The 23,461-nt window shown below is 49.8% G+C and carries 18 protein-coding genes and 1 pseudogene; all 19 read right to left on the reverse strand.

The window, feature by feature from the left end; genetic code table 11:
• Window positions 1-398: 398 nt before the first annotated feature.
• Window positions 399-1,115: a K5 polysaccharide biosynthesis alpha-UDP-GlcNAc glycosyltransferase KfiA gene (kfiA, locus tag HEM79_RS13790; protein WP_176241634.1), complete on the reverse strand. Its 717-nt coding sequence runs from the start codon at window positions 1,113-1,115 to the stop codon at window positions 399-401.
• A 450-nt stretch (window positions 1,116-1,565) separates the two neighbouring features.
• Window positions 1,566-1,722: pseudogene (locus HEM79_RS13795) on the reverse strand (transposase); the annotation flags it as partial.
• Window positions 1,723-2,097: 375 nt separating this feature from the next.
• Window positions 2,098-2,772 carry an ABC transporter ATP-binding protein gene (locus HEM79_RS13800; protein ID WP_176241633.1) on the reverse strand — a complete coding sequence of 225 codons (675 nt, stop codon included), beginning with the start codon at window positions 2,770-2,772 and terminating at the stop codon, window positions 2,098-2,100.
• Window positions 2,769-3,545: an ABC transporter permease gene (locus HEM79_RS13805; protein WP_176241632.1), complete on the reverse strand. Its 777-nt coding sequence runs from the start codon at window positions 3,543-3,545 to the stop codon at window positions 2,769-2,771. The genes HEM79_RS13800 and HEM79_RS13805 overlap by 4 nt, the downstream gene beginning before the upstream one ends.
• 1,145 nt (window positions 3,546-4,690) lie before the next feature.
• Entirely contained in the window at window positions 4,691-5,227 is a 537-nt protein-coding gene (yghD, locus tag HEM79_RS13810) for a GspM family type II secretion system protein YghD (protein WP_176241631.1), read from the reverse strand.
• 1 nt (window position 5,228) lies between these two features.
• Window positions 5,229-6,407 (reverse strand): type II secretion system protein GspL, encoded by a 1,179-nt coding sequence (gspL, locus tag HEM79_RS13815; protein ID WP_176241630.1) that lies wholly within the window; start codon window positions 6,405-6,407, stop codon window positions 5,229-5,231.
• Complete coding sequence (gene gspK, locus HEM79_RS13820; protein ID WP_021551394.1) at window positions 6,404-7,381, reverse strand: type II secretion system minor pseudopilin GspK; 978 nt, start codon at window positions 7,379-7,381, stop codon at window positions 6,404-6,406. The genes gspL and gspK overlap by 4 nt, the downstream gene beginning before the upstream one ends.
• Window positions 7,378-7,983 (reverse strand): type II secretion system minor pseudopilin GspJ, encoded by a 606-nt coding sequence (gspJ, locus tag HEM79_RS13825; protein WP_176241629.1) that lies wholly within the window; start codon window positions 7,981-7,983, stop codon window positions 7,378-7,380. Before gspJ ends, gspK begins: the two co-directional genes overlap by 4 nt.
• Window positions 7,980-8,351 (reverse strand): type II secretion system minor pseudopilin GspI, encoded by a 372-nt coding sequence (gene gspI / locus HEM79_RS13830; protein WP_000820131.1) that lies wholly within the window; start codon window positions 8,349-8,351, stop codon window positions 7,980-7,982. The genes gspJ and gspI overlap by 4 nt, the downstream gene beginning before the upstream one ends.
• Window positions 8,348-8,911, reverse strand: coding sequence for a type II secretion system minor pseudopilin GspH (gene gspH / locus HEM79_RS13835; protein ID WP_001115158.1), 564 nt, complete (start codon window positions 8,909-8,911; stop codon window positions 8,348-8,350). Before gspH ends, gspI begins: the two co-directional genes overlap by 4 nt.
• Window positions 8,912-8,914: 3 nt before the next feature.
• On the reverse strand, window positions 8,915-9,370 hold the full coding sequence (gene gspG, locus HEM79_RS13840; RefSeq protein ID WP_001087292.1) for a type II secretion system major pseudopilin GspG: 456 nt from the start codon (window positions 9,368-9,370) through the stop codon (window positions 8,915-8,917).
• Window positions 9,371-9,386: 16 nt separating this feature from the next.
• On the reverse strand, window positions 9,387-10,610 hold the full coding sequence (gene gspF / locus HEM79_RS13845) for a type II secretion system inner membrane protein GspF (protein WP_176241628.1): 1,224 nt from the start codon (window positions 10,608-10,610) through the stop codon (window positions 9,387-9,389).
• Window positions 10,610-12,103 (reverse strand): type II secretion system ATPase GspE, encoded by a 1,494-nt coding sequence (gene gspE / locus HEM79_RS13850; RefSeq protein ID WP_176241627.1) that lies wholly within the window; start codon window positions 12,101-12,103, stop codon window positions 10,610-10,612. The genes gspF and gspE overlap by 1 nt, the downstream gene beginning before the upstream one ends.
• Window positions 12,103-14,163, reverse strand: coding sequence for a type II secretion system secretin GspD (gene gspD, locus HEM79_RS13855; protein WP_000498830.1), 2,061 nt, complete (start codon window positions 14,161-14,163; stop codon window positions 12,103-12,105). The genes gspE and gspD overlap by 1 nt, the downstream gene beginning before the upstream one ends.
• Window positions 14,164-14,192: 29 nt before the next feature.
• Window positions 14,193-15,152 (reverse strand): type II secretion system protein GspC, encoded by a 960-nt coding sequence (gene gspC, locus HEM79_RS13860; protein WP_176241626.1) that lies wholly within the window; start codon window positions 15,150-15,152, stop codon window positions 14,193-14,195.
• 15 nt (window positions 15,153-15,167) lie between these two features.
• Entirely contained in the window at window positions 15,168-15,578 is a 411-nt protein-coding gene (gene gspS2 / locus HEM79_RS13865; RefSeq protein WP_001504708.1) for a type II secretion system pilot lipoprotein GspS-beta, read from the reverse strand.
• Between the two features lie 65 nt (window positions 15,579-15,643).
• Window positions 15,644-16,453: a prepilin peptidase PppA gene (gene pppA, locus HEM79_RS13870; RefSeq protein ID WP_176241625.1), complete on the reverse strand. Its 810-nt coding sequence runs from the start codon at window positions 16,451-16,453 to the stop codon at window positions 15,644-15,646.
• A gap of 165 nt (window positions 16,454-16,618) precedes the next feature.
• Window positions 16,619-21,187 carry a lipoprotein metalloprotease SslE gene (gene sslE, locus HEM79_RS13875; protein ID WP_176241624.1) on the reverse strand — a complete coding sequence of 1,523 codons (4,569 nt, stop codon included), beginning with the start codon at window positions 21,185-21,187 and terminating at the stop codon, window positions 16,619-16,621.
• A gap of 494 nt (window positions 21,188-21,681) precedes the next feature.
• Window positions 21,682-23,364 (reverse strand): glycolate permease GlcA, encoded by a 1,683-nt coding sequence (gene glcA / locus HEM79_RS13880; RefSeq protein WP_000259282.1) that lies wholly within the window; start codon window positions 23,362-23,364, stop codon window positions 21,682-21,684.
• Between the last annotated feature and the right edge of the window lie 97 nt (window positions 23,365-23,461).

Below are 23,461 nucleotides of genomic sequence, written 5' to 3' on the forward strand. Positions count from 1 at the left end.
TTAAACACTGTCGTTTATCGTAATGGTGATATTGCAGACATATATTTCAAATCTGTAATGTAATTTAGGTGGCGTTATGTGATAATACTAAATGAAACTATCTATATCTCAATAGCACATCTGATTTATTTGGTATAGCCATTCATCAATAAACAATATCAATATAACTCAGAGCACCTCCTAATAATTGACATATTGCGTTACCGCCTTCTTTTAGACAAAAATCTTCATTAATAAACTCTACCAAACTAACGCTGATATTTTTCAAAATCATAAAACAAATGGTTTAAATAAGTATATAACAAAATATCAACGTACAACTATTTAAAACAAGTATTTATACTATAAACTTCAGAAACCAACACAAAATACAGGAATGTGAATAAAAAAGTAAGTTTTTACCCTTCCACATTATACACTAATTCGAGGTTAAGTTTTGAATATCCTGCGATTGCTTGTGTTTCTTTTATGATGTCTAAAGGCCATTTTTTTGTAAATGTGTTCCAAAGTCCTTCCATTGAACCTGATGAGACCTCTCTTAGCCAGTTTTTTTCTCTAGGAATACATATCATACCAATTTCATTCTCTAACATGTAGCGAGAAAATCTAACATCGACGAATCGTTGAGAACCATCCATATATTTTAAAGATGGTAATTGATCTGCCTTAAGAAAAACAGTCCCTGTACCTAATTGATTTACAACTCTCGGTCGCAATAGCCCTTGAGTAAATGAAAATACTTTTCTTTTAGACTGATCTCCATCAAATGCATCTATGTATATACAGCCATGAATCCCAACAATGCAATTGAATATTGCAAAGGAATTATAAAAATTGAGCATTTTTTCTACATAATCGGGAGGATAAATAATATCATCATCTGTAAGTACGATCATATCATTTTTATCGCAAGGAAATATAAACTTGCCCACATCCTTATAATCTTTATCTGGAATAACTGGATTTAATTTTGAAAAACCATCTAATTCCTCAGGAATTTCTTCAAACTCATTCAGGCAAAGATTAATTTTATCTACTTGAGCATGTAAACTTTGTATAGAATGCACCAACTCTTTTTTTCGAGGTGGGTATGATGACATATTTGCAACAATCATGGGGTAATATTTTAATTAATATTGCATGTTAATGAAAACTATCAACGTATTGATAGTCGTTTATTTATAGGAAATACTTAATAAGCAGAACACATTAAGTTGATTAGAATGACTCCGCACCTCATGGACGATATGTTTAATTAAAAATAACTACCAGGGTGTACGTTTGATATATTTATCTTCATCTAAATTATTACTCTTACCATATCAAACCACTCTTTGCATAAACATTTCCTGTAACTATCTAAAAATAAATTGGCAGATAATTAATTAAAGAATAACAGCAACGTATTACGAGATCACGATCAAATTCATAATTACCTAGTTCAAAGTATACTGTCCATCCTCCTCATACACTAAATACAATAGAGTTTATATAATTATATAGAGTGTGATTACAATCTCCGGCAATGACACTGTTAGTGCAACAGTAATCAGGCCTCCCTCTTAGTATTGCTTACGCTGAAAGAATAACTGGCAGCCTGCCACACCATGTTGTCTGGCAACGAGGAAGACCGCCATTCTCGGTTCAAGGCTCTGCTGAAAAATAGCGATTTTCCTGTGTGGCACGCTGTCTGCGTTTCTCTGCTCCTAAGACACCAATTATCTATTCTCCAACTACTAGTCTAAAAGACTAGTATCACTACTATCAGTTAGTTAAATGATATTGATTGCCTAGAGATTCAGGGAGCTAGTCTAGTTATTCAGAGAACGATATCTTAACAATTTCGTTATGATTTTAGGAGATCTGGATTTCTATTCATGATGCTTGGCGACAAAAATAAATGAACAAAAGAACTTATATCAGCCACAGCAACATAATTTCTTATGTCACTTGTATTCTACCTGTGTCGTTAAGTTTATCGTTTCAATTTCATAAGAGACATATGCTATTTGTCATATTAATTTTATTATTAACACCAACGAATGACAAGCAGAACATATAAATACCTGAACTAAGAGTTAATTATTTAAATAATTATCATTCAATATCTAAAGCTTGATACATTTTATACTCATCTATACCACTTTGAACATTCTCATAATAACCAATAATATTGCTATTTTTAAACACAATCGCCACATCACAAAACTCTTTCAATGAATTCAAGCTATGTGAAACCATCAAAAAGCTAGACTCTTTATGCCTTTCTTTAAATAAGTGAGCGCACTTCTCTTTAAACCTGGCATCACCGACTGCGGTTACTTCATCGACGATATAATAATCAAACTTAAATGCCATGCTTAAACCAAAGCCCAGGCGAGATCGCATACCAGATGAGTAAGTTTTGATCGGCATATCAAAGTACTTGCCGAGTTCAGCAAATTCTTCGACAAACTCAATTTTCTCTTTCAGCTCTTCTTGCTTCGCGTATAACCGCGCAACAAATTTTACGTTTTCGCGTCCGGTTAAACTTCCCTGGAATCCACCGGCGAGGCCGACTGGCCATGATATCGTTTTATTGGTGATGATCTTTCCGCTATCGGGGCGGTCAATGCCACCAATCATTCTCAGTAACGTTGATTTACCTGCACCATTACGACCAATAAAGGCAACGCTTTTTCCCGAAGGGATTTCGATGTTTAAATCCTTAAACACATAGTGTCGCCCCGTTGGTGTACGATAAGACTTCGTCAAATTCTCAATCTTAATCATGATGTCAGCATTGCCTCCTCACGCGTTCGGTATAACGCCAGACCAATGAACAGGGTTACCAGAGTGAACATTGCCAGGTAGTTCAGACTCACACCTTCGCTAATATAGCCAGGCATAACGGCCTCACGACTTAACTCCACCACATGTACTAATGGGTTCCAGAGAAGATAAGACCAATATTGCTTAGGAATTGAGTGCAGAGGGAACATGATGCAGGAGATGAAATACAGCGGTTTAAGCAGTATCGGCAGAACCTTTTGCATCTCGGGGAAGGTTTTACCAACGACCATGAATATTAAGCCAATGCTGCATGAAAGTATGATCAGCAGACTCCAGGTGGCCACAAGTTGTAAAACATTTGTTATTTCGAAATATTCACCTGCCATCCAGACAATGAGCATGAGCAATATATAAACAGCAACGTAAATCAGCGTCTCAAGCAGTGCGCGCGCAATGATCGTATCGATGGGTTTTACTGGACGATAATTAAACAATCCCTGGTTCGCTTCAATAGCACCGACAGAACGATTGCTGATACTGCTAAAGATAAAAAAGGGAATCAGGCCATTAAGTAAAAACACCGGGAACGAGATGTCTGGCATCGTGCGGTGCATAATGTAACCAAAAATGCCCAACAGTATCAGCAAATGCGCAGAGGGTTCGAGAATCGCCCACAAATACCCCAGACGAAACTTACCAAAACGTGTTCGTATTTCTCGTAGAAATAATGCCTCTACGGTGACTTTCTGGACTTCAAATCCACTTCTTGCCATTTGATGATGTGATCCTAATCTCTTCAGGTACGCTACCGCCCTTGGCTTAACAGCTACCAATACACTGGAGGTAATACTTGTTTGTAATTGGATAAAATACGTTCAGACGGTTTGGCTTTTTTAATAGCCGCAAACAATTTCAGCAGAAATTATTTCTGCAGGGATAAATTAATCTATTTCCGTCTCATTTCTTCTAATCCATTCTTCAGGCATGAATGTATTCGGTCTTCTGGTCATTTCAGAAAACTTGCCGTTTTAGAATGTAGAGTTAATTTCTCAGGAAATTATGCGTAACTCTTTTTGCTTAGCCTGTATGAGTAAAAAAGACGTAAAGCACCATGCATTCTGGATTACTCCGGAACACACTTATTCAAAATGAGCTGTTAATTTCACAAGAAATTATTTTTTCTTTTACTGTTAACTACTGGATTATAACACCACCTATAAATTTTATGCGTAGCAACATCTGCAATCTGTTTCACATCAGAACGCACGCAATTTATTACCCAAAAATTGTTTACCGAGAAACTATTTCCCTATTTAAAATTCACTCATGTACTTCTTATTTATATCTTCAGCCCCCTCTTTGCGGTCATATTTGTGATATTCGTCACATTTAAACAATGTTATTTAAGTCGCAGGAATAATTCCGGCAGCAATTATTGTTGTCGATTAAAATATATGCCTTGATTATTTAGCGTGTTTATTTTAACCAGCATTACAGCCAGCACTATCCCTCAGTAGATATACCTGAGCAGACATTGTTTCAAATCGACGGATAGTTTCTGTGGAAATTATTTTGCTTACTTAAAATTTCCTTTCTGATTGTCTCCAGGAATTTTAGTAATTTCCAGGCTACACAAAATACAGATCACACAAGAATTATCCTATATGTTTTGACCTATCAATTGCCACTCAACGATTCATTACATCTATTAATGATCATGATGTATTGCCACACTTAAGCATATTTATAGGATGCAGGGCTGCTTCAGGAGAGAACTCGTATCTGTCGTTTTGCAGAACATTCAGTGATGACAGAAATGGGATATTTCTTATTGCACAAATATTCAATTCGGTGAGTGGATAAGAAGATTATACACTCACCTTTCGGGTTGAATTTCACAGGGAATTTACTGGAACACTTATCCTCTTATCAACTCCAGCCGCTGCACATTCACCATCCCTGGCTTCTCACCTGCGCTGACATCAATTTGTGTCACCCGCAGCGCATACTTTTCATCCAGCGCGTTTAACCAGTTCAGCAGATCATTAAACACCACAGGATCTATCCAGACCTGGATATTCTCCCCGCGCTCGGCTATCCGCTTGATGATCACAGAATGCGCGGAAGCACTGTCACTGATGACCCGCGATACCTGCGCAGGCGTTGTTGTGGCGGATTTTCGCGCTGCGATAATATCCGGCGCGGCGCTCTTCAGTCGGGTGTTCATCGCCACCAGCTGCTGCAACATCGTCTCCTGTTGCTCAATCCGTTCGCTCAAAGGCTGCCAGATGAGGACGTAATATCCGGCGCTAAACAGAAACACCGCCGCAGCCAGTAACATGCCCTTTTCACGCGGCGAACGCCCCGCCAGATGTTGAGCCAGCCAGTGTTCGCCACGGCTTAACTGGCGTTCACGCCATTGCTGAAAATAGTGAATAAATTTATCGCGTAACATGTTATTTCCTCCGCAACGTTACGCCGCCGGAAACCGCATCACCCTCTTTCTGTAACGCGTCCTGTTGCACAACATAATCTGCCGCCAGTGCGCTACGCAGTTTGTCGAAACTGGCAAAGCTCGCTGCCCGCAACTGAAGGTGGAGCGTCTGGCGTTTTTGATCAAAGGTGAAGCCACGCATCTCGATGTCGGAAAGTGACGCCGTTTTCAGGGTGCTGGCAATCGCTGACAACTCTGCGAGCAGCCTGGTATCGTCGGCCTGCGGGCGATATTTTTTCAGCGCCATCGTTACCTGAGAGCGTAAATTCACAATCCGCTTCTGCTCCGGGAACAACGTTAAGAACTCTTTCTCAGCCTGGGCGCGACTTTGCGCCACCTGTTCGCTGACGCTCCATAACGTCACGCCCCGTTCCACTACCAGCGCAACCAGAATCAGCAATATCGGCATAACCATCACCCGCCAGCGCGCCCACTGTTTTCGGTAGCTGACGCGAGGCTGCCACTGGCCGCTTAGCAAGTTCCCTTCTGGTTCTCCGAATGTGGTAATGGCTGGCAGAGCCGTAACGGTCAGGCGTTCAGCGTCTGCGCCAGCCCATGCTGATAGCTCTTCCGGTGCAATGCCGACCACGGTCAGCGAAAGCGGCATCTCTTGCTCATTGAGCTGGGCGCAGAACATGACCGGAGCCAGCGCACGCCCGGCGCTCCATCCCCGACATTCATCGATGCGGCAGATAACCCGTTGCGCATCGCCAGCCATAAATCCACAAGGAATGGACATCCAGTCCGGCGCGACGGTAGCGCGGGTGATGCCGTTTTCCTGCAACCACTGCGCAATGTTGCGCATATGCTGTTGGTGAATCACTGCCACGGTTGCCAGTTGCTGGTCGATTTTCAACGGGGCGAAATGCAGTTCATCGATATCCTGGTTCAGCTCTTCTTCCAGTAAGGCGGGCAGAATAGTCGGTATCTGCTTACGGAGGACATCAGGCAGTTCAACCTGCCAGACGCTGATCCATTCGCTGGGAATGTAGAGTCGAATCGCATCAGTTTGCAGCCATTGTTGGAGACGTTCGTCAGCAACGTCAGGCCAGATACCGCACTCCACGTCGGGTGTACGGCGCTGCCAGCGGATGGGGTCGGTGGCGCAAAGCGGGAAAAAAATCTCAAGCATGGAACTCACTCACTTTCTCCTGTCTGATGCCAGAGAACCGAAAAGTGTTGTGGCCCCATGCGGACAATTAACGAGTTCATCGTCAGTTCAATCTCATTCACGGTGATATCCGAACGCAGCCAGAAGTAATTGCTGTCCACGCTCAGGACGGTTTTTAGCTGTTTTTTAGTACGCTCATCGACGTCAGCAAGTAGCGGCTGTGCAAGAAACTGATCGACATCTTCCCAACCCTTTGCCGGACGTTGTTGTAGTAACGCCCGCGCCTGAACAGGGCTTAACCACGGGTCAAACAGCGCCTCAAGAATTACGCTTTGCGTGACGTCTAATGTGTTGATGTTGATTTGCTGGCGGGTCATCGGCAGCGCACAAACCAGCGGTTTCAGTTTTTGATAGAGTCCGGCGTCCATTCCCTGCACCACACGCATCTCGCTGATATCAGCTAACGGTTGATTAGCGGCATAGAACGGCACCGAGCGGGCGAGATACTCGCTGTCTTCACGACCCAGACGCGTCTGCACGCTGCGATCTTCGTCAATAAACTCCCACAGGCTTTCGGCTATCAGTTCAGCTCGATAAGCAGGCACATCCAGGCGCGAGATCAGGGCAATCAACTGTTGTACCGCAAGCGGACGCGATGCCGTCGTCGGCTGAGCGAGGGCATTCAGGTTAAAGCAAGCCTGTGCGTCACGCAGGGTGACGGCAATTTGCCCCTGCGGCAGTGGGAAGAAACGGGGGCCGGATGCCCACGGCTGCGCCAGATGCACACGTTGTTCATTTTTCAGGCTCAGACTGAGCGCGCTCAGCGCCAGGCTTTCTGCACTGGCGCTATACCACAGCGCCTGCTGGTACTCCTGCTGGCTGCGCGTTCTTCCCAGTTGCTGCTGCATCCGCCCGGAAAGCGTGATGGTTACCAGCATTATGACCGCCAGCAATATCAGCACCACGACCAGCGCCATTCCGCGTTTTGGTGGTGAGGTGATCATGATAATTGCGGCCCGCGTAACAACCAGATGCGTTCAATCTCGCCCCATTGTGGCGAATGCAGGGTCATGCACACCGCCACAGGGATCGCCTGCCCTGACGACCAGCTCTCCTGCCAGCGCGTGCCGTCGTAGAACTGCAAACGGAGCGAATCTGCCGGGATTAATTTTTGCGTTGTTGGCTTCACACTGCCTGCTGCATCGGTCAGCGGCCAGGACAATCGTTCAAGATAACCGTCATGAATGCGGTAACCGACGGTAAGCAGATTACTGCGCGGCAGGCGCATCAATGGATTAACCACACCGCCACGCACAAAGCGTATCCCTTCACTCTCGGACGCCAGCACGCCAGCGCCAGCCAGTAACGCCGGTTCCCGCTGCCCCTGCTCGCCTCTTACCGGGCGTGGCATCATTTGCGTCAGATCGTGGGTCAGAAAACTCATCGTTTGCTGCATGAGGTTTAGTTTTTGATCGTGTTCGGCGACGGCGCTATTCACGCGCGTAACGCCGTTTGTCACCTGCTGCGCCATCAGTGCCAGCGAGGCAAAAATGGCGATTGCCACCAGCATTTCCAGTAATGTGAAACCAGCGCGAGTCCTTCTCACTGTTGGCCTCCCACGGCGCTAAACCAGGCGCGTCGTGACTGGATCACCGACGAAAAGTCTTCATGACGGCTGACTTCAATATCCACCGCCTGGAGCAGCGCGTTACCGGTATTCAGCGGTGTAGTTCGCCAGTACCAGCGGCTTCCTGCCATATCGCTCTCGCCCTGATGCCTGACCGCCCGTTGTTCGCGGGTCATCAGGTAGAGCAGTGCGGTCTGGTTTTCAGCTACCCAGCCCGCTACCGTTTTCTCCTCAAGAACCTGCTGATTACTCAGCGCACCGCTGGCAATCTGTAGTACCGCCGTGGCAGCCAGCGCAAAAATCGCCAGCGCGAGCATCACTTCCAGCAACGTAAATCCGCGCTTCATGGCATCCTCTCATCACATTGACTGAGGGATAACGCGCCATCGTGCGCCAGCTTTACCGCCCAACATGCGTTTTGCGCCGCCGAGTAGAAGCGCAGCGTAAACGGCGTGGCGGGTTCAAAAGGCGAAAAACGGATCTGCGGCGTCTTCTTTTTCGCCTCTTTTTGCAGCTCCAGTTCAATATCATGCAGCGTCAGGCGACGACGTTGCAGCTCCAGAGTATATTCCTTCTGCCAGATATCACTTCCGGGTTGTAACAGCATCTGCACCTGTTTCGGCACCGTAACCTGTGCCGATAACCGGGTCGCAGAAACGGGCAACCACTGCCCCTGACGACGCTGCATAAACTGGTAGCCAGGCGGGTCGATTAACACACCGAGTGTCTGTCCTTCGATCACCGCCCTGTCCTTAAACTGCGCAAAGCGAGTCAGAAAATCCTGCGCCGCTTTTTTCGCAGGCGATTCAGAATCGGTCGCAAAAGTCTGTACCACGCCCACACTGGCAAGGCCGATAAGGAAAATCACCAGCATGATTTCCAGAAGAGTGAATCCGCGTTCAGGCACTGATTACTGAAACTCCTGCAAATTCCAGTTACCGATATCTGCGCCAGCGCCTTCTCCGTTTTCCTGACCATCCGCCCCTAAGGTGTAAACATCAAACATCCCTTTTTCACCGGGGCTGAGATACTGATAATCATTGCCCCACGGATCTTTTGGCAGCCGTTTAATGTATCCACCTGGACGGTAGTTGCGGGAATCCGCCATATTGGCCGGTTGCTGGATCAGCGCCTCAAGCCCCTGCTCGGTGGTCGGATAACGCCCGTTGTCCAGTCGGTACATATCCAGCGCGTTTTCCAGCGCCACGATATCGCTGATGGCTTTTTGCCGATCCGCTTTCTCTTTGTTGCCCAGCAGGTTAGGCACGACCAGGCTTGCCAGAACGCCAAGAATAACAATCACCACCATCACTTCCAGCAGGGTAAAACCTGCCCGTGGTTTTTGTGTGCGGGATAACGAATTCATGTGATAACTCCGTAAATTACATTCCAACCATATTGTTCAGTTGCAGCATTGGTTCGAGGATGGCAATGACGATAAACAGCACCACGCCCGCCATCATCACCACCAGCGCCGGTTCAAACAGCCCTAATGCCAGTCCCACCTGGGTATCAAATTCCCGTTCCTGGTTGACTGCGGCCTGTTCAAGCATGGTTTCCAGCTCGCCGCTCTGTTCACCGGAGGCGATCATGTACAACATCATCGGCGGGAACAGGCGAAGCTCCGCCAGCGCGGCGCGCAAACTGCTTCCTTCGCGGACGCGATCTGCCGCCAGCAGCAGTTGTTGCTCAACATAGCGATTTGCCGACACGGCGGCGGCGGTCTGAATGCCTTCCAGCAGCGGAACACTGCTGGCAGTGAGGATGCTTAACGTGCGGGAAAAACGTGCCGTATTCAGCCCGCGCGCAACCCGCCCCGTCACGGGCAGGCGCAGCAAGGTTTTATCCCAGCGCAGGCACATAGCAGGATTTTTGAGTAGCCGTTGCCCCAGCACCAGAAGCCCCAACAAACCCGCCAGCCAGTAAACGCCGCTGGCCTGTAACGCGTCGCTCATGGCGATAAGTGCGCGGGTGGAAGCGGGCAGCGCGTGTCCGAGATGATCAAACTGTTCGATAATTTTCGGCACTACCGCCGTCAGCAAAATAGTGACCACGCCCGTTGCCACCACCAGCAATACCAACGGGTAGAGCATGGCCTGCAACAGTCGTGATTTCAGGCGCTGCCGCTGTTCGGTGTAATCCGCCAGGCGATTAAGCACCACATCGAGATGCCCGGATTTTTCTCCGGCAGCCACCATCGAACAAAACAGGGAATCAAAGACGCGGGGATGTTCGCGCAGGCTGTCCGACAGGGTGTAACCTTCCTGAATCCGGCTGCGCAGCGCCATTCCGAGACTTTTTACATGCAGTTTTTCGCTTTGCTCACTGACCGCCTGTAAGCAGGTTTCCAGCGGCATTGCTGCCTGCACCAGCGTTGCCAGTTGGCGGGTGAACAGCGCCAGATCTGCCGCCGCCACGCGACGATGTGCGTGCCGCCGACGCTGCAACATTCCCCCTGACGAAGCATTCAGCCGGGCTTCAATGTGCACGGGAATGAGGTCTTTACCGCGCAACAACTGGCGGGCATGACGCGCGGAATCCGCCTCAATCATGCCTTTGGTTTTGCGACCATTACGCTCCAGCGCCTGATAGTAAAACAGTGCCATTACGCCTCCATGGTTACCCGCAGAACTTCATCGAGAGAGGTTTCTCCGGCGAGCACTTTCTCAATGCCATTGCTGCGGATGCCCGCAGAGTGTTGCCGGACATAACGTTCCAGCTCCAGTTCCCCGGCCTGACGGTGGATAAAATCACGCAATGTGGCGTCCACCACGATCAACTCATGGATGGCAGTACGCCCGCGAAAACCTTTGTGATTACAGGCGGGGCAGCCCTGCGGATGGTACAGCGTGACAGTACACGCGTCGGTAATCCCCAGCAGGCGTTTTTCTTCGTCAGTGGCAGGCGCGGGCTGGCGGCAGTCGGGGCACAGCGTGCGAATCAGCCGCTGCGCCATCACGCCCGTCAGACTGGAAGAGAGCAGGAAAGGCTCCACGCCCATATCCTGCAAACGCGTAATCGCCCCCACCGCCGTGTTGGTATGCAGCGTGGAAAGTACCAGGTGCCCAGTGAGCGACGCTTGGACGGCGATTTCTGCGGTTTCGGTATCGCGGATTTCACCCACCATCACCACATCCGGGTCCTGACGCAAAATCGCGCGCAGGCCACGGGCGAAGGTCATCCCAACGCGGGTGTTTACCTGCGTCTGACCGATCCCTTCAATCATGTATTCGATGGGGTCTTCAACCGTGAGAATGTTACGCGAGTGGTTGTTCAGCTCCTGCAATCCGGCGTACAGCGTGGTGCTTTTGCCGGAACCCGTCGGCCCCGTCACCAGAAAGATGCCGTGCGGTTTGTGCAGTAGCTGGCGCAACTGCGCGGTCAGTTCGTGACTTAAACCCAGACGCTCCAGCGTCAGGCGAGCCTGGTTTTTGTCCAGCAGTCGCAGCACCACGCGCTCGCCCCAGGCGGATGGCATGGTGGAGACACGCACGTCAATCGCCCGACCGCCCAGCAGCAGCGCAATACGGCCATCCTGCGGTACGCGCTTTTCGGCGATATCCAGCCGTGCCATCACCTTAATACGCGATACCAGCAGCGAGGCCAGTTTGCGCCCCGGACGCAGCATTTCATGTAATGTGCCGTCAACACGAAAACGGATCACCAGACTCTTTTCAAACGTCTCGATGTGGATATCCGAAGCGCCTTCTTTAATCGCCTCTGCCAGCATGGCGTTGATCAGTTTGATGATCGGCGCATCGTCGTCACTTTCCAGCAAATCTTCCGTTTCCGGCAGCTCTTCTGCGAGGGTAAAAAAGTCCTCGGCAGAGCCGATATCTTCCATCAGCTGGCGAGCCTCGGAAGAGTCCCGCTGCCAGACCGCATTTAGCCGCTGTTCAAACTCGGCCTCATCGATTTGCCGCAGCGTAAAGGGCGCGTTCACCCCCCGCTGCAGCTCCTGCAAAACAGAGAGCGACAACGGGTGGACGTGGAGGATCTCAAGCGACGCTTCGCACCATGCCACCAGGCTAAACCGACGGCTGAAACTGTAGGGCAGACGCACGGTGTTAGCGGTGGTTTCCTGTGCTACAGGCACCATTAACGCGTTCTCCCGGCATTGAGGAATGCGCGTACTTCCGGCGGTAGGGCCTGGTTTTGCGCTGGCAGTACCGGCTGCGCGGTGTTCGGCATCAGGCTTAAGCCTTGCTCATCGCGATAGATCTGCTCGGCGCGCATATAGTTATATTTGCGCTGCGAAACGCCGTCTGCCGCCATACCGTCACGCAGAATGGTCGGGCGGATAAACACCATCAGATTACGTTTTTCTTTTTTATCTGCCGTGGACTTAAACAGGTTGCCAATCAACGGGATATCGCCCAACAACGGCACTTTCGCCACGCTTTCTCCCGCCTGGTCGTCCATCAGACCGCCAAGCACAATCAGCTCACCATCGTTAGCCAGCACGGTAGTCTTCAGTTTGCGCTCACCAAACACCACATCGAGGCTGGTCTGCCCTTCCACCTTCGAGACTTCCTGCTCAATCACCATCTGTACCGCGTTACCTTCGTTAATCTGCGGCGTGACTTTCAGCATGATGCCGACTTTTTTCCTCTCTACGGTATTGAAAGGATTGCTGTTATTGGAACCAACGGTAGATCCGGTTAATACCGGAACATCCTGCCCCACCATGAAGAAGGCTTCCTGGTTGTCCAGCGTAGTGATGCTCGGCGTGGAGAGGACGTTCGAGCTGGAGTCGTTTTTAACCGCCTGTACCAGCGCCATCCAGTCGCCTTTCACCACGCCAACCGCCGTACCGCTAAAGCCAGAAAGAAGCTGGGCGAGCGTGGAGAGATCGCCGTTGGTGTCCGGGTTAATGGTGGTGGCGCCGTTTTCGCTGATCACCGTGGAGCCTTTCTGCGGTTTCGCCTGAGAAATCGCTGCCCCCAGCGTGCCGATAGGGATCTGCGTGCCGTTGGCAAACTGCATTAACCCGGCATCTTTCGACGCCCACTGCACGCCGAAGTTGATATTGCTGCCTTCGGCAACTTCCACGATCAACGCCTCGACATGCACCTGAGCACGACGGATATCCAGTTGTTCAATCACGCTTTGCAGCGACTGCATGATGTCCTGCGGCGCGGTAACAATCAGGGCATTACTGTGTTTGCTGGCGGCGATGGAGACAACCTCACGCCCGCTACCAACCGTGCCTTCCGCCTCTTCTTTGGCGGCGGTGAGTGTGCCGCTGACCTGTTTCAGAACATCGACCAGATCTTCGGCTTTGCTGTATTTGAGATAGAACACCTGGCTGTTGCCGCTGCGCTCCATTTCTGAGTCCAGACGACGGATCAGGCGGCGCATTTTGTCTCGCGTGGCAGGGTCACCACTGACAATCACGCTGTTGGTGCGTTCATCGGCGACAATCTGTGATTTCAGCGTCGCTGGCTGGTTCTCGCCGCTGTTTTTGGTCAGGCTTTCCAGCACGCGGGCAATTTCCGAAGCCGAGGCGTTATCCAGCGGGATCACCTCTTCGGTGCGATTTCCCGCGTGATCCACACGCTGGATCACTTCCGTCAGCCGTTCCACAACTGAGGCGCGTCCGGTGAGCATAATCACGTTGGAGGGATCGTAATTAACGACGTTGCCAGAACCTGCGCTATCGATCATCTGGCGCAAAATCGGTGCCAGCTCGCGTACCGACACATTGCGTACCGGCACCACTTTAGTGACCATTTCATCGCCTGCGTAGTTGTCGCTGCCTTCACCGACCAACGGCAGCGGCTCGACTTTTGCGGCGCTGGATTTCACCACCTTCAGCACGTCGTTTTCCATCGGTACGACCGCATACCCCTGCGCTTCCAGCAGGTTAAGGAATAGCTGGTAATACTGACGTTCATTGAGCGGGGTCATGGTGCGAATACTCACTTTCCCCTGCACGCCCGGCCCCATAATGATGGTTTTATTGAGATTAGCGCCGACGGTTTCGATGAACGATTTCAGGTCGGTATCTTTAAAATTAGCGGTAAAAGTGGCTTCTTCCGCCCAGACCGGTGAACTACATAATGCCGCTGCCAGCACCAGCGGCAGTAAACGCTTTTTTGTTTTGAGGCCAGTTGTCTTTTTACGCCAGACCGACAACGTAATATCACGCCAAAACACGATGAATGATTCTCCTGGATTAAATGCGGTTAGCGCAGCGCGATGGAAATGTCGTAGCGCGCACCCTTGCGTAAAACCGTAAGTTGAATGGAATCCATTGAAGGTAACTGCCGCATCAGAGCAATCATTGCTCGTGGATCAGTGAAATCCTGCTGATTTAACGCAATGGCGATATCGCCTTCCTTGAAACCGCTGGCATCGAACAGAGAACGATCTGCCCCCGGTTTCACTGCATAACCGACAATCCCCTCCTTACGCACAGGCGTAAGTTGGATATAGTTAAAAATTTTCTGCGGATCTTTCGCCAGTGCCTGACGCACAGCCGTCGGGATCTCAACTGGCGCACTGACAGCAGGCTCAACAACAGCTTGCTTTGCTTCGTCACTGGCGGTTTTTTTGTTGGTCACAGCAACAGTGGAACGTTCCTCTTCTGCCAGACTCAGACGCTCCATTTTTCCCTGATAACGCAGCATCACATGGTCGCGGTTGATTTCCTCAATCACCGCGTTGTGAGAACCAAGCCGTTCGCCCTGCAAATAGACCTGCTGTTTGCCGCCTTCTTCAATAACCGCACCGGGTCTGGCGCCAAAGGCGATCCCGCGCAGTACCACGTTAAGACGCGTTTCTACCACTGGCGCAGGTTCGGGTTGTTTTACGGGCGCGGCAACGGGCTGATATTTGCCAAACCAGTTTTGCTGGCTGATTAATTGCACGTCGTTTTTATCGAACGTTTTTGCATCCGCACGGGTCGGTTTATTCACCGATGGGGAAACCGATGCATATTCCGCAGAAAAGGAGATATAGCGCCAGAATGAGTACGCCATTTTTGCAGAAATAATAAGCAGCATCAGCCAGAACATCCCGCGTACAATTTTTCGCAGATGCTCTTTGTCTGTATTAAGAGATTGTCTCTGGTTAAGAGTGTGACGAATTTTAGTCAGCCACTGAATGAGATAAATTCGTGCGTCACGAAAAACAACCCGCGCCAATTTATATACCCGACGTTATGCTTTGACTATTCCACAGGTGGTACGATCCAGTTTCCTCTGATACTGGTTACCTGTACGTGTATCATTAATCGTTATGCTGTAATTAATTCCCTCAGTGATCATTAATTTCACCGTTGGGTCAGCGCACATTTGTCGTTGATAGCTGGTTAAAAAGGCGTCAGGCGTCTGCGTGGTTTGTGTACCCGCTTCGCTGATAATGGTCATTTTTACCGTCGTGCCGCTACTTTGCGCCAGCACTAAGGTATATCCCGCAGATTTAATTGGCAGGTTTTGACTGATATTTTGCGCCTGTTTTTTCGCCAGTAAACTGGCGTTTTCATTATGGCTGGCGCAGCCACTTAATAATCCTGTAACGCTCAACAATAGCGATATTAATACCCTCCCTGGCATCTTTTTTATCGACATGGTTAATAATCTCTAAGGTTATTAATAAGAGTAAAAATGTCACTTCGATAATGACGTTGTTATCATTAAAGCAATGCCTGTAGATAAAGTGTTGCTATACCGCCCAGACTTAAACACGGTCCAAAAGGCAGCGTCGTTGATCCTTTTTTTGTAATAACGGCATATATCAGGCCGCAGCATGAGGCGATTAAAGCAACATTGGGCAACGACAACGCCCCCACCCAGCCACCTAAAGCGGCGAAGAGTAATACATCGCCCATGCCTAATGCTTCTTTACGCAGAACTATTCCGGCTATCCAGCGCAGCGAGTAAAAAGTGATAAACCCCACCAGTACGCCGGTAACTGCGTCTTGTAGCGTTAACGGACTCTGCTGCACCCATGCTGCAATCAGCCCCGTCCACAATACGCCCTGAGTAAAGACATCGGGCAGCCATTGGTTATCGAGGTCGATGACACTCGCGGCAATCAGCCAGGCGGATAATATCATCACCGCCAGCCCCCATCCACTTTCCGGCCAGACCAGACTCGCCAGCAAAAAAGCGAGTGCCGTCAATAACTCCACCAGCGGATAACGCTTGCTGATTTTCGCCTGACAGTCACGGCAGCGCCCTTTGAGCATCAGCCAGGAGAGCAGCGGAATATTGTCACGAACGCGGATGGTCTGCTGGCAATGCGGACAGTGCGAGCGTGGCAGCGCCAGGCTTATTTTTGACTGCGCACTCGGCGTTTCCCCCTGAAACTCGGCCATTTGTTGGCGAAGCATGATGGGGTAACGCCAAATCACCACATTCAAAAAACTGCCGATGATTAATCCACCAACGGTTGCCAGGATGGGCATCACCGCTGGATATTGCTGAAAAACATCAAAATGCATGGTTAAAGGTTGTTTGTTGTAATTTGCCGGATGCGGCGTAAAACGCCTTATCCGGCCTACAGGTATCTGCCAACGCAAGTAATTGCGGCTTTCCCTGTAGCTCCGATAAGTTGGCGCATCGGGCATATGTGTTAACCCGATGCGCCTTATTTCATGCCTACAGGCTTACTCGGCTGACATCTTATGCTCGGTAACCTTGTTAATGGTTTCCGGCCCTTGCTGCGGTTTCGGCAGACCAAGCGCCGCGAGCGTGTTGTAAGCCGACTGGCTCACGCCGCCCTCGAAGCTCATCTCGCTCGCCCCCGGAAGCTGGTAAGCATTCGCGCCCGGATTCCATTTCTTAAAGAACTCCGAAAGATCCGTCTGGGCTACCCAGGAGGCGCACAGCATCAGCGTGTCGGCAGCGTTACCGTTGGATTCGGCACAGTAATTTTTTTCGCCAAACTTAGTTTTACCAACCTCATCGCCGCGCGCTTTACGATGCATCAACTGGAACAGGTTCCAGCCTTTCATCCCTTCACGATCGCTGTAGAACTCTGGCAGAGGAGTACCCTCTGGATACCATTTCTTGATATCAAAGTTTTTCTCTGCCCATTCCTTCAACTGTGCGTACATCAGCAGACGGTCACCCGCACCGCCGCGCGCCCATGCCTGACCGTTGCTCTCGTTCAGATATTCCGGCGCAACGGTAATATCTTCAGCGACACGGTTCATCTTGCCGAGATAGCGATCCTGCATGTACAGCGCCAGCACGTTGTTCGCTACTTCAGTTGCGCCCGGTACAGTCAGCGGCGTTTCTGCGGCGTTGTGCCCTACTTCATGCCAGATCAGCCAGTCGTTCAGCGGCGTCGTCGGCAGCGTGGTGCTGTTCGTCGAGAAGCTGCTGTTCATCACCGGATAACCCGAGTGCGCGTCACCAATGGAGATCTGCACATCGTTAGTGAAACGATGTTTGTGACCCGTCAGTGCTTTATAGGTAAACATCCGGTGCTTACCGCTTTCGCCATCACGACCGTAGAAGTCATTCATCGAGCTGGCAAAGGTATCCAGATCTTTAGCGAATTCTGCTACGCCACCAGTGAAATTGCTGGCCTCAAGGTTCTTCTTCGGCGTGGTGTAGACGAAAGAGTCTGACTCCAGCTCGCCCAACGGCGCAGGAGATTTCAGATCGTTTATCCAGTCGCCGTCTTTATAGAACGGTGCTTTTACCACACCGGTAAAGGTGAAGCTGGCAGATTTATTATTCTCCTTGCTGTCGCCCTTGATATAAATCAGACCACCGTAAGGAACCGTAAACTTCACCGTACCATTAGCCTCCAGAGTATACGTTTTAGTCACTCTCGGCGGACGATTCAGCGCGACCTCATGCTTCTCACGCCCGGTCAGGTCGTCAGCCAGCGCCACGGTGACAGTCACAGGAACGTTCGCATTGGACTTAATGGTGACCTCTTTCTGAGCCGGAGCCCACAGACCAGTAGACTGCATGTTACCCGCAAACCATTTGGTCGGATTCGAGTACAGGCTGATGGTTTCAGTAACATTCTCAACTTCAGCCGATACTGCTCCCGGATACTTCTCGACATCAACTTTGATGTTCAGATCCCACCAGGAACGCCCCAGCATCAGACGCGTCAGCGGTTTTTCCATATAGTTGAGCGGATAGCTCGGGTTCATCATGCCCGCTTTGCCGCTACTTTCACCGTAGATCATCTTGTTATCGACAAGCGATTGTTTCAGCTCTGCGGAGCACTGCGTGCCCTCGGTATAGGCATTGTTGGCATAGCAGTTCAGGAACTCGGTGAACGTTTTAAAGCCCAGCTCGTCATCCTTGTTGCTTTCGTAACGATATTTCGTATCGTTCCACAGCCAGACAGACATGTTCTGGTACAGACGTTCCAGATCGACGCTGCTCAGACGCTCACCTTTGCGACCATTGGTACGGAAGTAAAGCTCGTGCTGATACAGGCGCTGAATGTTGGTTCCCAAATCCGCTGCCTGTAGCATCGCTTTCGCGGTGTCGGCGCTGAGATTCAGTTGCGTATAGCGCGGAACAAACATGCCAGTATTATTCTCTGGCGTTACAGGAACTCCCGTGCCAGGACGGTATTCCAGACAGTTGACCTCATAGTGATATGCCGGGTCCTTACATTCCTTTAATCCAGGAAACGCCTCAAAGATTTTTGCCTTTGCCGCCTCCAGAGACTCTTTTGTTTTAAACTCCGCCTCATCGATAAAGGCATAGCGTTTGACCTGTTTGCCATCGACATCTTCCTGCCAGCTGGCAACTTCCAGTTTCGGTTTCTTATCAGGTTTGTTATCAATCTGATATTTCCAGGTAACTTTTCCTGTTTGGGAATCAATGGTGTACGGCAGTTCACCTTCCACAACCGGATAACGTTCATAAACCCAAATGCCAGTCGCTCGACGCTGGCGCACGCGGTCTGGATAACCCTGCGGATCGGTATTCACCACCGATTTGTTAAGCGCCATCGACAGACCTGCGGCATCAAGCAGACGTACAAAGCCTGATGCGCTCTCTTCCTTAAGATTGCTCATCACATTTTCCATGATCAGCACCGATCCGCCTTTGTTCAGATAGGCGATCAGATCCGTCACATCCTGCTGGGTCAGCTTCGGTTTGCTGGTATCTGCACGCAGAGGCACTGCATAGGGATCGCCAGACCACTGAGTCACATACTCAAAGCCATTGAGGATCAGCAGAGGAACTTCATCTGGATTCAGATTGCCATAACTGGTCAACGGTTTAACCGTGATACCTGCGAAATCCTTATGGAAAGCAAACGGAGCACTATTTCCTAATACCTGACCCGCTTTTTTGAAATAAACCGTATCCAGGTTAGTGCCCACGGTCATACTGCTCTTCGCATCCGGCAGCCAGCGTTCATTTGACAGATAGCGCAGTACGTTCTCCATGAAGTTCTTCATGTCGTCCGGATCGCTGTCGAGCGTACACTGTCCGTCTTTATTAACGCTCCCGTTCCAGCTGTAACCGTTCGGGCAACGTAAAATGCTGTTGTAGTGCGGGTTACCGATAACCATCAGTTTGCCCTCACCGACTTGCCCCAGCGAAATAAACGGCAGGTTGAAGGTCGCGGTATCGCGCGTGACGTTTTCTGGCACCACAAGAGAAGGCGCTTCCGTAATGTACGCCAGCTCGTTTTTATCCCAGGCGCGTTTTTCGCCAAACGCCAGCCAGTAGTTTTTATCATTACGCGCCATCAAAATCGGGAATGCCGCGTTGGAGATATTCACCACCGCCTGACCGCGTGCATTACCGGTGCTGCCATAGAAGTTGGTGGAGTCATGGAAAACATGGAACTTGCTGACAGATTTGTAGCTCTGATCCACGCCCCACAGCTTGTTGATAACGCCCTGAATCTGCCCTTCATTAATGCTGCGCGCGGTCAGCGAGAACCAGCGCGGAGAGTTACAACCGTCGGTTTTCGCACAGATTGCAGTATCGATCTCTTTGGCCTGACCCGTTTCAAACTGTTCGATAAATTCGTTAGGCAGCGTAACAACTTGATCACCTTCACCCAGCGTCGCACCGTTGGATAAAGAGAGATTGATAATCTCGTTAATCACGTTGGGATATTCAGCAAAGACCTTGCGCACATCGTCCGGAACGACACGGGTATTATTTTGTCCGGCTTTCGAATAGCGGTGGATCAGCTGATCGATATTCGCGCCGCGAACTTCATCACCCAGTTCCGTCAGTGCAATAGTCGACTTGTTACCGCGCACTGAGCCAAGTTCAAAGGTGTCGATGCCAAAGGAGATGGTTTCCCCCCAGCTAAAGGAAAACTCGCCGTTTTCTCCGGTTACACCACGGCCAGAATTGGTGTAGTAGTTGACGCCAACCACGCCATTCCCCTGGCTATCTACCAGTCGACCTTCAGAAAGAATGATTTCCGTAGGTTGATACTGATAAAACTGTTCCGCGTTAGCCGACACGAAGGAGGCGTTCAGATCCGGTTTTGTTCCCGGCGTCGTGACGGGCACTACCGGTGAAGTATGAGTGGATGGCGCCTTATCGGTCGCGGCATTATTTTCCACCTCTTCATTGACCAGCTTTTTGAACTCTTCCGGAGTCAGATCGATTTGCTTATACAGCGAGTCGAAGCGTTTACTCTCGATCACCGAGGAGAACGTCAGGCAAACCTGTTCTGTATCCGCCGGACAACTGTTCATGGAGGTTACCAGCGAGAGCGCATTGCTTTTCTTATCGTCGGACTCCGCCAGTTCTTGCGCGTCCTCAAGGCTAAACGACACTTTTTCAACCGCACGCAGGCTACGCGCAGCTTCTGACTGAGTGTCGAAGGTGGCAATTGTCGTGTTGTTCCCTGCCACACAGGTGACTTTGTCGCCTGGCGTAAAGGTAAAGCCGTCGCTGGATTCACCATTACATTTAGCACCGATTACCCGCTGGCTTCCGCCCAGGGTCAGATAACCCGTTTTCGTCGGAACAGGTTCTGGCTCCGGTTCTGGCGTTGGCTCTGGATCAGGTGTCGGGTCCGGAGTAGGTTCAGGCTCCGGCGTCGGCTCCGGGTTTGGTGTTGGATCAGGTTTCACTTCCGGCAAAGACCCTGTTCCAGAATCTACAGGCGGAGTATCGGAGGACGATCCTGAACCACCGCCATCACAACCGGCTAACAGGGTTGCGCTTAAAATAGCCGCTAAAAGCGATTTCTTATATTTAAATTTCTTATTCATTAATAACGCAAGTGACAAAATAAAGTTAAAAGATTCGTAACTGGGGAAATAGTTTTATGCTTTATCTTCTCTAATAATTTCCTCCATTCTTAAGAAAACTGCATTATTGATAACAAAACAGGTGAAATTTATAAGAATATCCCCTATACGATGTCAGTCGGGGTATTTATCAAAAGATTTAACAAACAAAAAAGTAACAATTATTCACAATGTGACTATCTCAAGTTGTTGATAGTTTTAACGATTGCGATTGCAAAAGCAACAGATAGCACGGTGTTTACTCATCAAGCGAACATAATTAATACAGACTTGTTTTGCGGGACAAAAAAATAGATGTTCTCACGCGCTTAATTATTTAGTGTGTTATCTGAACACAACACATTATTGCCGCATAGATAATAAATCAGGAAATGATTTTTAATTAATAAGACAGAATAATGTAACTAGCAAAGAATGAAGCCGGATGATATTGACGATCATCCGGCTTTGTTGACTTACGAAACTAACATTCCGGTAAACACATACGCCTGCAACAGCGTGATAATGCCAATAACGCTGGCAAAGATCAGACTGTGCTTCACGGTGTAGCGGAACAGTTCAGATTCTCTGCCCACCATGCCTGTCGCGGCGCAGGCCACGGCGATAGATTGCGGAGAGATCATCTTGCCGGTCACGCCGCCGCTGGTGTTTGCTGCCACCAGCAGGGTGTCAGAGACGTTGATTTGCTGCGCGGTGGTTGATTGCAGTGAACCAAACAGGGCATTCGAGGATGTGTCCGAGCCGGTAAGGAATACCCCCAGCCAGCCAAGGAACGGTGAGAAGAACGGGAACATCACGCCTGTGCCAGCCAGTACCAGCGCCAGCGTGGTAGACATGCCGGAATAGTTGGTCACGAAAGCAAATGCCAGCACCATGCCAATCGACAATATCGGCCACTTCAGGCTAATTAGCGTTTCGGCAAAGACGCCAATGCCTTTCTTGATCCCCACGCCGAGAATGAAGATAGAGATAATCGCCGCAATAAAAATAGCGGTGCCGCCAGCGGACAGCGGGTCGAATTTAAAAACCGCATCCATCGGTGTCGGCTGGGCGACAATGGGCGCCGCTTTCAGTACCTGCTGATGCAAATGAGGGATCTGGAAATTAATCACCAGCGAATAAAACGCACCTCCCGGAGCAAATAACGCTTTAAATGGCTTCATCGTCCAGATGGTGACCAGTACCGTTAAGATTAAAAACGGTGACCAGGCGCGAATGATTTGCCCCAGACTATATTCTGAAGGCACGGGACCGCCAGAAGACGGTTTATTCACCACCATCGCACCTGCGGATTGCCCCATGCTGATTGCCGTTTCGGTATTTTTCGGTCGCCAGACTTTAAGGAATAAAGAAAGTGAGACGATACTCACCAGCGCCGAAGTAATATCCGGCAGTTCCGGGCCAATATAGTTAGAGGTAAAGAACTGAGTAACCGCAAAGCTACCCCCCGCAACCAGCGCCGCTGGCCACGTCTCTTTCACCCCTTTCCAGCCGTCCATCATCGCCACCAGCCAGAACGGTACAAGAACTGACAGGAACGGCAACTGACGTCCCGCCATTGCACCGATGTCGAACGGATCGATTCCCGTTACCTGACCGGCGACCAGAATCGGCACGCCCAATGCACCAAACGCTACCGGCGCAGTGTTGGCAATCAGGCACAGCCCCGCCGCATATAACGGTTTGAAGCCCAGCCCCACCAGCAACGCCCCCGTAATCGCCACCGGCGCGCCAAAGCCAGCCGCCCCTTCCAGCAGCGCGCCAAAGGAGAAACCAATCAGTAGCACCTGCAAACGTTGATCGTCGGTGATGGAGATAACCGAGCTGCGGATAATATCAAACTGCCCGCTGGCAACGGTTAATTTATAGAGGAATACCGCTGCGACAATAATCCACGCAATCGGCCATAAGCCATAAATAAAGCCATATCCCGCAGCAGCAAATGCCATATCAATCGGCATTTTAAAGGCGAATATCGCAATCAATATCGATAATATAAGGGTTATTGCTCCGGCGACATGTCCTTTCAGACGTAATACCGCGAGTGCAACGAAGAAGAATATTATCGGGATCAAGGCGACCAGAGCGGATAGCCCCAGTCCTCCCATCGGCATATACATTTGGGTCCAGGTAACCATATTGTTCAGTCTCTTATTATCTTTATATGCTTGATATACTTAAGGTTGTAATAAGCAAAAGAGGACCGAACTGTAAAATATAGGGGTTATACTTTAC

The organism is Escherichia sp. 93.0816 (genome assembly GCF_013368855.2).
Taxonomy (GTDB): Bacteria; Pseudomonadota; Gammaproteobacteria; order Enterobacterales; family Enterobacteriaceae; genus Escherichia; species Escherichia ruysiae.

Bases quoted from the DNA above. Each gene is read 5' to 3' on its own strand.
- kfiA (WP_176241634.1), bottom strand. From the start codon at position 1,115: ATGATTGTTGCAAATATGTCATCATACCCACCTCGAAAAAAAGAGTTG.
- HEM79_RS13800 (WP_176241633.1), bottom strand. From the start codon at position 2,772: ATGATTAAGATTGAGAATTTGACGAAGTCTTATCGTACACCAACGGGG.
- HEM79_RS13805 (WP_176241632.1), bottom strand. From the start codon at position 3,545: ATGGCAAGAAGTGGATTTGAAGTCCAGAAAGTCACCGTAGAGGCATTA.
- yghD (WP_176241631.1), bottom strand. From the start codon at position 5,227: ATGTTACGCGATAAATTTATTCACTATTTTCAGCAATGGCGTGAACGC.
- gspK (WP_021551394.1), bottom strand. From the start codon at position 7,381: ATGATCACCTCACCACCAAAACGCGGAATGGCGCTGGTCGTGGTGCTG.
- gspI (WP_000820131.1), bottom strand. From the start codon at position 8,351: ATGAAGCGCGGATTTACGTTGCTGGAAGTGATGCTCGCGCTGGCGATT.
- gspG (WP_001087292.1), bottom strand. From the start codon at position 9,370: ATGAATTCGTTATCCCGCACACAAAAACCACGGGCAGGTTTTACCCTG.
- gspF (WP_176241628.1), bottom strand. From the start codon at position 10,610: ATGGCACTGTTTTACTATCAGGCGCTGGAGCGTAATGGTCGCAAAACC.
- gspE (WP_176241627.1), bottom strand. From the start codon at position 12,103: ATGGTGCCTGTAGCACAGGAAACCACCGCTAACACCGTGCGTCTGCCC.
- gspS2 (WP_001504708.1), bottom strand. From the start codon at position 15,578: ATGTCGATAAAAAAGATGCCAGGGAGGGTATTAATATCGCTATTGTTG.
- pppA (WP_176241625.1), bottom strand. From the start codon at position 16,453: ATGCATTTTGATGTTTTTCAGCAATATCCAGCGGTGATGCCCATCCTG.
- sslE (WP_176241624.1), bottom strand. From the start codon at position 21,187: ATGAATAAGAAATTTAAATATAAGAAATCGCTTTTAGCGGCTATTTTA.
- glcA (WP_000259282.1), bottom strand. From the start codon at position 23,364: ATGGTTACCTGGACCCAAATGTATATGCCGATGGGAGGACTGGGGCTA.